This is a genomic window from Streptomyces sp. NPDC002265 (assembly GCF_040296125.1).
Taxonomy (GTDB): Bacteria; Actinomycetota; Actinomycetes; order Streptomycetales; family Streptomycetaceae; genus Streptomyces.
Genome location: NZ_JBEOWS010000370.1, coordinates 1 through 9,131, shown reverse-complemented (window position 1 = coordinate 9,131; position 9,131 = coordinate 1). Strand labels below are relative to the sequence as shown.

The 9,131-nt window shown below is 72.5% G+C and carries 6 protein-coding genes; 3 read left to right on the top strand and 3 right to left on the bottom strand.

Annotation, left to right across the window (positions count from 1 at the left end; genetic code table 11):
• Positions 1-72: 72 nt before the first annotated feature.
• Together ABT085_RS39295 and ABT085_RS39290 are read right to left on the bottom strand one after the other, a co-directional pair.
• Positions 73-2,652 carry an ABC transporter permease gene (locus ABT085_RS39295; protein WP_351619625.1) on the bottom strand — a complete coding sequence of 860 codons (2,580 nt, stop codon included), beginning with the start codon at positions 2,650-2,652 and terminating at the stop codon, positions 73-75.
• Positions 2,649-3,437, bottom strand: coding sequence for an ABC transporter ATP-binding protein (locus ABT085_RS39290; RefSeq protein ID WP_351619622.1), 789 nt, complete (start codon positions 3,435-3,437; stop codon positions 2,649-2,651). The genes ABT085_RS39295 and ABT085_RS39290 overlap by 4 nt, the downstream gene beginning before the upstream one ends.
• Positions 3,438-3,905: 468 nt before the next feature.
• On the opposite strand from ABT085_RS39290, the gene ABT085_RS39285 reads away from it, so the two are divergent.
• The 3 genes from ABT085_RS39285 to ABT085_RS39275 all read left to right on the top strand — a co-directional run bounded on the left by ABT085_RS39285 (position 3,906) and on the right by ABT085_RS39275 (position 7,814).
• A complete protein-coding gene (locus tag ABT085_RS39285; protein ID WP_351619619.1) occupies positions 3,906-5,408 on the top strand; it encodes an MFS transporter in 1,503 nt (500 codons plus the stop codon).
• Between the two features lie 310 nt (positions 5,409-5,718).
• A complete protein-coding gene (locus ABT085_RS39280) occupies positions 5,719-6,168 on the top strand; it encodes a DUF485 domain-containing protein (protein WP_351619616.1) in 450 nt (149 codons plus the stop codon).
• Positions 6,165-7,814 (top strand): sodium/solute symporter, encoded by a 1,650-nt coding sequence (locus ABT085_RS39275; protein WP_351619614.1) that lies wholly within the window; start codon positions 6,165-6,167, stop codon positions 7,812-7,814. The genes ABT085_RS39280 and ABT085_RS39275 overlap by 4 nt, the downstream gene beginning before the upstream one ends.
• A gap of 235 nt (positions 7,815-8,049) precedes the next feature.
• Here the strand turns inward: ABT085_RS39275 and ABT085_RS39270 are convergent, their stop codons facing one another.
• Positions 8,050-8,949 carry a coiled-coil domain-containing protein gene (locus ABT085_RS39270; protein WP_351619611.1) on the bottom strand — a complete coding sequence of 300 codons (900 nt, stop codon included), beginning with the start codon at positions 8,947-8,949 and terminating at the stop codon, positions 8,050-8,052.
• Positions 8,950-9,131: the final 182 nt, after the last annotated feature.

The following is a 9,131-nucleotide window of genomic DNA, read 5'->3' as shown; positions in this document are numbered from 1 at the left end:
GGAGAGTCCCCGCAGGGCTCTCCGGCGCCGGTCTCTCCTCCGCAACCCCCGTATGCGGTGGCCGCTCCCCGGTCAGTCCGTGGCGATCGCGTTCAGGACGTTCATCCGGCCCGCCCGGAACGCCGGGACGAGGGCCGCGAACAGGCCCACGAAGGCCGAGCCGATGAACACGCTGATGATCGTCGGCCAGGGGATGTCGAGGACCTTCAGTCCCTCCAGTGCGAGCAGCTGCTGGGCGGTCGCGCCCCAGCCCATGCCCAGGCCGAGGCCGAGCAGCGCGCCGAAGAGGGCGATGACCACCGACTCCATCCGGATCATGCGGCGCAGCTGGCGGCGGGAGAGGCCGATGGCCCGCATCAGGCCGATCTCCCGGGTGCGCTCGACCACGGACAGGGCGAGCGTGTTCACCACACCGAGGACCGCGACGATGATCGCGAGTGCCAGCAGGCCGTAGATCAGGTTCAGCATCTGCCCGATCTGGTCCTTCAGCGCCTGCTTGTAGTCGGTCTGGTCGCGCACGGTGTACTGCGGGTAGTCGTGCAGCGCGGTCTTCAGCGACTTGTACGCGGCCGCCTGCTGTCCGTCCTTCGCCGAGGCGAAGACCATCTGGTCGAGCGGCATCTTCGCCGCGGGCACGTACTTGGCGAGCGTGGCGGTGGAGATGTACTTCGCGCCGGAGTCGATGACGACGTCGCTGCTGGTGATGGCGCGGACCGTCAGTTCGGCGGTGGCGCCGTCCTTGAAGGCGATCCTGATCTTCGAGCCGAGGTGGATGCCGTGCGCCTCGGCGAACTTCTCGTGCACGGACATCGAGTCGGGCAGGTAGGCGTCCTTCAGGTCGCCGGCGACCGTCTTGGTGCGCAGGTCGGTGGCGTACGTCGGGTCGGCGGCCGTGATGTCCGTGTCCTTGAGCGTCTTGCCGTCGGGGGTGGTGTAGTCGGCCGAGGTGACCTTGTACTCGGTGACCCGGGCCAGCCCCGGCACCGACTTCACGGCCTGGACCGCCTGTGGGGTGATGGACTGCCCCTGGTCGTTCTGGATGATGAAGTCCGTGCCGACGGTCTTGTCGAGCTGGTCGGTGGCGGAGGCGACCATGGAGGAGCCGACCACCGACAGGCAGGCGACCAGCGCGAGGCCGATCATCAGGGCGGCACCCGTGGCGCCGGTGCGGCGCGGGTTGCGCAGGGCGTTGCGTTCGGCCATGCGCCCCACCGGGCCGAAGGCCCGCAGCAGGACCGCGCCGAGGACGCGCACCACACCGCTCGCGAGCAGCGGGCCGATCACCACGAACCCGAGCAGGCTCAGCACCACGCCGAGGCCGAGCCACAGCGAGCCCTCGGTCGCCTTGGCGGCGGTGGAGGCGAGGTAGAGGCCGGTGCCGCCGGCGCCGGTGAGGACCAGGCCGAGCACGGCCCGTACGACTCCGGCCCTGGCGTCGGCGGGGGCGCCCGCGTCGCGCAGGGCGGCCATCGGGGAGACCTTGCCGGCCCGGCGGGCGGGCAGGTAGGCGGCCAGGACAGTGACGACGATGCCCAGGAGCATGCCGATCACCGGGGTCGTCCAGGCCACCGTCAGGTCGTCGGTGGACAGGTTCATGCCGGTCATGCCCATGAGCTTCATCAGGCCGACGGCGATGCCGACGCCCGCGCCGACGCCCAGGACCGAGCCGGTCACGCCGAGCAGCAGCGCCTCGGCCAGGACCGAGCGGTTGACCTGCTTGCGGCTGGAGCCGATGGCCCGCATCAGACCGATCTCGCGGGTGCGCTGGGCGACCAGCATCGAGAAGGTGTTGATGATCAGGAAGATGCCGACCAGGAAGGCGATCCCGGCGAAGCCGAGCATCGCGTACTTCATGACGTCCAGGAAGCTGCCCACGTCCTTGCGGTTGGCGTCGGCGGTCTCCTTGGCGGTCTGCACCTTGTAGGCGGCGCCGATGCCGGCCGTGACGTTCTTCTTCAGCTGTTCGTCGCTGGTCCCCGCGGCCGCGGTGACGTTGACGTTGGTGTAGACGCCGGTCTGCCCGACGAGCGCCTGCTGGGCGGTCGCGGTGTCCAGGTAGAAGATCGCCGCGCCGGGGTTGGTGACGGTGAAGGTGGCGATGCCGGAGATCTTCGCGGTGTGCGTGCCGACCGCGCTGATCACGCCGATCTCGTCACCGAGCTTCAGATCGTGCTTGTCGGCGGTGTCCGCGTCGACCATCACCTGACCGGAGCCCTTCGGCGCCGCACCGGAGGTGACCTTCATGGTGCGGGCCTCGTTGGCGTTCCAGCTGCCGACGATGGTGGGCGCGCCGCTGGACGGCGACAGGTTGTCCTTGTCGGCGTCGACGACGGTCACGGCGCTGGAGAAGACGGCTCCCTCCGCCGACTTCACCCCGGGCAGCCCGCGGACCTTGTCCAGCACCGAGGCCGGCATGACCGGCGGCCTGCCGTTCCCGGACGTGGTCTCACCGGTGTCCGAGGCGCTCTTCGCGCTCACCGTCACATCGGAGGAGGTGGCCGCGAACAGCTTGTCGAACGTCGTGTTCATCGTGTCGGTGAACACCAGCGTGCCGCACACGAACGCCACCGACAGCAGGACGGCGACGGCCGACAGGGCCATGCGCCCCTTGTGCGCGAAGAAGTTGCGCATCGAGGTCTTCAGGACGGTCATGACGTACGCCCCCGGGCGTCGAAGTCCTTCATGCGGTCGAGGACGGTGTCGGCGGTCGGCTTGAGCATCTCGTCGACGATCCGGCCGTCGGCGAGGTAGAGCACGCGGTCGGCGTACGAGGCGGCCACCGGGTCGTGCGTGACCATCACGATGGTCTGGCCGAGCTCGTCCACGGAGCGGCGCAGGAAGCCCAGGACTTCCGCGCCCGCGCGGGAGTCGAGGTTTCCGGTCGGCTCGTCACCGAAGATGATCTCGGGGCGGGCGGCGAGCGCCCGGGCCACGGCGACGCGCTGCTGCTGGCCGCCGGAGAGCTGGCTGGGCCGGTGCTTGAGCCGCTCGGCGAGGCCGACGGTCTCCACGACCTGGTCCAGCCACCCCTTGTCGGGCCTGCGCCCGGCGATGTCCATGGGCAGCGTGATGTTCTCCAGGGCGTTGAGCGTCGGCAGCAGGTTGAACGCCTGGAAGATGAACCCGATCCGGTCCCGGCGCAGCTGCGTGAGCTTCTTGTCCTTCAGGCCGGTGATCTCGGTCTCGTCCAGGAAGATCTGACCGCTCGTCACGGTGTCGAGCCCGGCGAGGCAGTGCATCAGGGTGGACTTGCCGGACCCCGAGGGGCCCATGATCGCGGTGAACTGGCCGCGGGCGATGTCCACGTCGACGTGGTCGAGCGCGACGACACGGGTCTCGCCGGCCCCGTAGGCCTTGACGACCTGCCGCGCTCGCGCGGCAACGGCCGTACGCCCTCCAGTGCCCCCGTGCCTGGTGATGGTCACAGCCGATGTCACGGTTTGTCTCCTATATCGGTCAGCAAGTGGGACGCACCGGTCCCGGGCGGGGTCGGTGCGTGTGTGCTCGGTACGCGTGTGCGTCGTTACGCCGGTGCGGGTGTGGCGGAACTCCGCCACCTCGTCCGTACGCCGCCCAGTCTGTCGGCGGGAGAGGGTGCGGCGCGCTGGTGCTCGGCACCCTCTTTCCGGGGGGTTAACCCCACCCTCCGACGGTGGCGGTGGGGCGCCCCGGCGACGTAGGACCAATGTAAGGACGGCGCCCGGTCCGTCTCCTCCTCCGCCGGTACGAACCCTCCCCGACCCCCTGTGCGGAGATACCCCTAGGGGTCGACCACCCCCGGGTGGAGACGCTCTCGGGGTCGCCTCCACCCGGCGGCGGGATCACCCTCCACCCTGCCGTCGCGTCAGGTGCAAGTGGGAAGCTGTCGTACGAGACAGGTGCAGGGGGCACGGGGAGGGGATCCGGTGGGCGGTACGACACCTGCGACACGCGAAGCCGTACAGCACACCGGCACCCGGCAGCGGGGCGCGGTGGTCGCCGCGCTGATGCTCGCCATGGCCCTGCCGGCCCTGGACTCCACGGTGGTCTCCACCGCCGTCCCGCAGATCGTCGGCGACCTCGGCGGCTTCTCCGTCTTCTCCTGGCTGTTCTCCGGCTATCTCCTCGCGGTGACGGTCAGCCTCCCGGTCTACGGCAAGCTCTCCGACACCTTCGGCCGCAAACCCGTGCTGGTGGCCGGCGCGGCCGTCTTCCTGCTGGGCTCCCTGCTGTGCGGGCTGGCGTGGAACATGGGCGCGCTGATCGCGTTCCGCATCGTGCAGGGGCTCGGCGGCGGGGCGCTGCAGGGCACGGTGCAGACCCTCGCGGCCGACCTCTACCCGCTGGCCGAGCGCCCGAGGATCCAGTCGAGGCTGTCCACCGTGTGGGCGGTGTCGGCGGTCGCGGGTCCGGGCCTGGGCGGCGTGCTGGCGGCCTACGCCGACTGGCGCTGGATCTTCCTGGTCAACCTGCCGATCGGCGCGGTCGCGCTGTGGCTGATCGTCCGTCATCTGCACGAGCCGCGCCGCCCCGCACCCGCCCGTGTGCGGGTCGACTGGGCGGGCGCGCTGACCGTGTTCGCCTGCGGCGGCGTCCTGCTGACGGCGCTGGTGCAGGGCGGGGTGGCCTGGCCGTGGCTGTCGGCGCCGTCGATCGCCCTGTTCGCCGCGGGACTCGCGCTGGCCGCGCTGGTCGTGGTGGTCGAGCGCCGGGCCGCCGACCCCATCATCCCGGGCTGGGTCTGGCGCCGCCGTACGATCGCCGCGGTCAACCTCGCGCTGGGCGCGCTCGGCCTGCTGATGGTGGCGCCGAGCGTGTTCCTGCCCACCTACGCGCAGTCGGTACTGGGCCTGGCCCCGGTGGCCGCCGGATTCGTCCTGTCCGTATGGACGCTGAGCTGGCCGGTGTCGGCCGCGCTCAGCCAGCACGTCTACCGGCGGATCGGCTTCCGCGACACCGCGATGCTGGGGATCGGCGCGGCCGCGGTGATCCTGCTCGCGTTCCCCTTCCTGCCCTACCCCGGCGCGGCCTGGCAGCCGGCCCTGCTGATGCTGCTGCTCGGCGCCGCCCTGGGCCTGTTCCAGCTGCCCCTCATCGTCGGCGTGCAGTCGACGGTCGGCTGGGCGGAACGCGGCACGACCACCGCCTCCGTCCTCTTCTGCCGCCAGACCGGGCAGACGATCGGCGCGTCGGTGTTCGGCGCGGTCGCCAACGGGGTGCTCGCCGCCCGCCTGGGCGGCGCGGGCGACCTGGACTCCGTCACCCGCGGCCTGGACGGGGGCACCGTGCCGGAGGCCACCCGGCGGGCCGTCGCGGACGCCGTGCACGCGGTGTACCTCGGCGCGTCCTGCGCCGCCGCACTCGCCCTCCTGGTGCTGCTGTTCGTCGCACCGCGCCGCTTCCCGGTGCTGCGGGACCCGGCCGACTGAGCCCGCCGCACCGACACCACGGCATCGGCACCACGGCACCGCACCGGCATCCGCCACCGCATCGACACCACCGCACTGTCACCGGCATCCGTCACCGCACCGTCATCCCCGCACTGTCACCGGCGGTAACACCGCGCACAACACCGCAGGTCGGTCAGGCAAGCGCGTACCTACCGCCCAGTTCGGCGAAAAGCCCCCACACCGGTCAACGGCCCGAGTAGCGTGCGTGACCCGCACCCCCACCCCCCGACCCGCACCCCACCTCCCTGCGGTCCGCCGCCACGGACCCGAGCCACGCAAGGAGCCCGGGATGAGCCACGACCCGTTCCCGTCGCACCCGCACGCCCACCCCCACGCCCGGCCGCACCCGGAACAGCCGCCGTCCCCCACCTACCCCTGGCAACCGAAACCGCCACCGGAGCCCGCACCACGCCGCCGCCCGCACCGCGAATCCCTCGGACGCCACAGCGACCTGCGGATCCTGCGCGGCGCCTACCGCAGGCAGCGCCGCGTGGCCACCCTCACCGCACTCGGCTACTTCACCCTCTTCCTGCTGCTGTCCGCCCTGGCCCCGTCCTTCATGACCCGCATGCCCGCCGACGGCCTGCCCATCGGCCTGCTGCTCGCCCTGCTCCAGCTCCCCGTCACCTGGCTGGCCGTCGCGCTCTACGAACACACCGCCCGCCGCCGTGTCGACCCTCTCGCCGACCGCATCCGCACCCTGGCCGAACTGGACGCCAGGCGAGGAGCCGGCCGATGACCGGGTTCAGCGACAGCGCGCAGACCATGTCCCTGATCGCCTTCACGACCGTGGCCACCCTCACCCTGCTGCTGTGCGTGATCACCGGCCCCGACCACGACGACCTCGACGCGTTCTACACCGGCGGATCCCTCTCCCCGCTGCGCAACGGCCTCGCGATCGCCGGTGACTACATCTCCGCCGCGACCGTCCTGGGCACCGGAGGCGTGATCGCCCTGTGCGGCTACGACGGGATCGTCCTCGCCCTCAGCACCGCACTGTCCCTGATGCTGCTGATGTTCCTGCTGGCCGAACCCCTGCGCAACGCGGGCCGGTTCACCATGGGCGACGCCCTCGCCCGCCGGATGCCCGGACGTGCCGTACGCATCGCCGCCTGCGCGGTCACCCTCGCCGCGCTGCTGCCGCTGATGCTGGTGCAGCTCGCGGGCACCGGCCAGCTCCTCGCCTTCATCCTCGGCTTCTCCGGCGACTCGCTGAAGACGGCCTGCGTCCTGGTCATGGGCGCCCTGATGATCAGCTACGCGGCCATCGGCGGCATGAAGGGCACCGCACTGATCCAGATCCTGAAGATCGTGACACTGCTCGGCTCGGGCGCCGTGGTCGCCGTACTGATCCTGCGCCGTTTCGACTGGAACCCGGGCACCCTCTTCGCCACGGCCGCCGCGCAGAGCGGGGTCGGCGCCGCCTTCCTGCGCTCCGGCCTCGAGTTCGCGGACAGCCCGTACCCACGCATCGACATGATCACGTCCCAGCTGTCGGTGGTGCTCGGCGGCGCCTGCCTGCCGCACATCACCATGCGTATGTACACCGCCGCCGGCGCCCGGCAGGTGCGCCGCTCGCTGTCCTGGGCGGTGTCCGCGGTGGGCCTGTTCGTCCTCGTCATCACGGTCGTCGGCGTCGGCGCCACCGCGCTGATCGGCCGGGAGGCGATAGCCCGGGAGGACCCCCAGGGCAACACGGCCTACCTGCTGGGCTCGCGCGCCGCCTTCGGCCCCGACGTGTCGACGGCCGAGACCCTGCTGTTCACCACCGTCACCACGGCGCTCTTCCTCACCCTGCTCGCCTCCGTCGCCGGAATGATCCTCGCCTGCGCCGACTCCCTCGCCCACGACGTCTTCGCCACCCGCGGGCGGAAGTTGACGCCGCGCCGCGAGATGCTGCTGGCCCGCCTGTCGGCCCTGGCCGTCGGGCTCCCCGCGGTCCTGCTGGCCACCCAGGTCCAGCACCGCAGCCTCCAGCCGCTGGCCACCCTCTCCTTCTGCCTGGGCGCCTCCGCGCTCGCCCCCGCCCTCGTCTACAGCCTCTTCTGGCGCCGCTACACCCGAACCGGCCTGCTGTGGACCCTCATCGGCGGCTCCCTCGCGGTCCTGGTGCTGATGCCGGGCACCAACCTGGTGTCGGGCTCGCCCGCCTCCGCCTTCCCCGAGGCCGACTTCAACTGGTTCCCGTTCACCACCACCGGCCTGGTCACCATCCCGCTGGGCTTCGCCCTCGGCTGGCTCGGCACCCTCGCCTCGGGCCGCCGGCAGGCGGAGGAGCAACGCCGCCAGTATGAGGCGGTGGAGGCGTGGATCCTGGCAGGAGCGGCCCGCGGCGGCACGGAAGCGGCACCCGGGGAGCCGGGAGCACCGCCCGGGGGGAGGTGAGCCCGCCCCGAGCCCGGGCTCCCACCTGCTCCCGCCGCGCTGCCGCCGGCTCCCGCCGCACCCGGCCCGTCCGGGCGGCCACTCCGACGGCGCCCGGCCTGCCCGGACGTCCACCCCGTCCGCACCCGGCCACGGCCCCTCCGGGCGGCCACCCCATCCCGCACCCCGCCCGCCTGGGCGGACCGCTCCACCGGCGCCCGGCCCGTCCGGGCGGGCCGCTCCACCGGCGCGCCCGTCAGGGTGCCTGCTCCGCCGGCGCCGTGCGGCCCGTCAGGGCGCTGAGGCGGCTGCGCACATGGTCCATGTGGGCCCGGACCTCGTCCCACTGCTCCCCGTGCTCGCGCAGCACCTGCTCCGTGTCCCGGCTGATCCCCTCCGCCTGCGCCCGGGCCCGCGCCAGCAGTCCGGTCGTCTGTTCCTGCGCCTCCTCCTGCCGGCGGGCCGCCGACTGCTCGGCGTCGGCGAACGCCCGCCTCGCCTCGGCGAGGGCCGCCTCGGCACGCGCGACCAGACCGGCCTGGTGCGCGTCGAGCGCGTCCGCGCGCGCGAGCGCCGCGCGCTCCTCCTGCGCCCACTGCTCGGCCTGCTCCTTCGCCTGTGCGGCACGCATCGCGGCGGTGCGCGTACGCACCTCCCGCAGCGCCGACAGGACCTCGCCGCGGGACCGCTTCACCTCGCGCCGGGTGGCGATCCGGATCTCGTCGGCCTCGGCGCGTGCCGTGAGCAGCAGCTGCCGGACGGACTCCTCCGCCTGCGCACCCACCTCGTCCGCGTGCTCCCGCGCCGCCCGGCCCGCCTCCAGGGCGTCGGACTCGGCCCGCGCGGCCTGCTCCCCCGCCTGCTCACGGGCGTGCTCCCGGACCGCCGCCGCCTCGTCCCGCGCGAGCCGCAACAACGACTGCGCGCGCTCCCCGAGCGCCTCGTACGTCTGCGGGGCGAGCCGCGCGACCGTCTCGCGCAGCCCGGCCGCCTGCGCCTCCATCTCCTTGGCCAGCACGGTGAGCCGGGCGGCGCGTTCCCAGGCGGCGTCGCGGGCGCGGGAGAGCGCGGCGGCCTGCGCATCGACCTGTTCGGGACGGTAACCGCGCCGCCGTACGGTCACGAAACCGTACGGCGACACCGATGCGCTGCTCATCCTGGGAGCCCCTCTCCACCCTGCACACACGAAACGACGATTGCGCGCACATACTGATGGATCAGGCATAAGCGTTCATAACGCGACACTCCGCGAGTGCGTCACGGCCGCGAACACGACCGGCGCAACCGCCGCCGCCGGCCGACGAAAACGGCACGCGAAAAAGGGGGTGGCCCCGGTCC

Coding starts and splice junctions, on each gene's coding strand:
- ABT085_RS39295 (WP_351619625.1), bottom strand. CDS start 2,652: ATGACCGTCCTGAAGACCTCGATGCGCAACTTCTTCGCGCACAAGGGG.
- ABT085_RS39280 (WP_351619616.1), top strand. CDS start 5,719: ATGAGCCACGACCCGTTCCCGTCGCACCCGCACGCCCACCCCCACGCC.
- ABT085_RS39275 (WP_351619614.1), top strand. CDS start 6,165: ATGACCGGGTTCAGCGACAGCGCGCAGACCATGTCCCTGATCGCCTTC.
- ABT085_RS39270 (WP_351619611.1), bottom strand. CDS start 8,949: ATGAGCAGCGCATCGGTGTCGCCGTACGGTTTCGTGACCGTACGGCGG.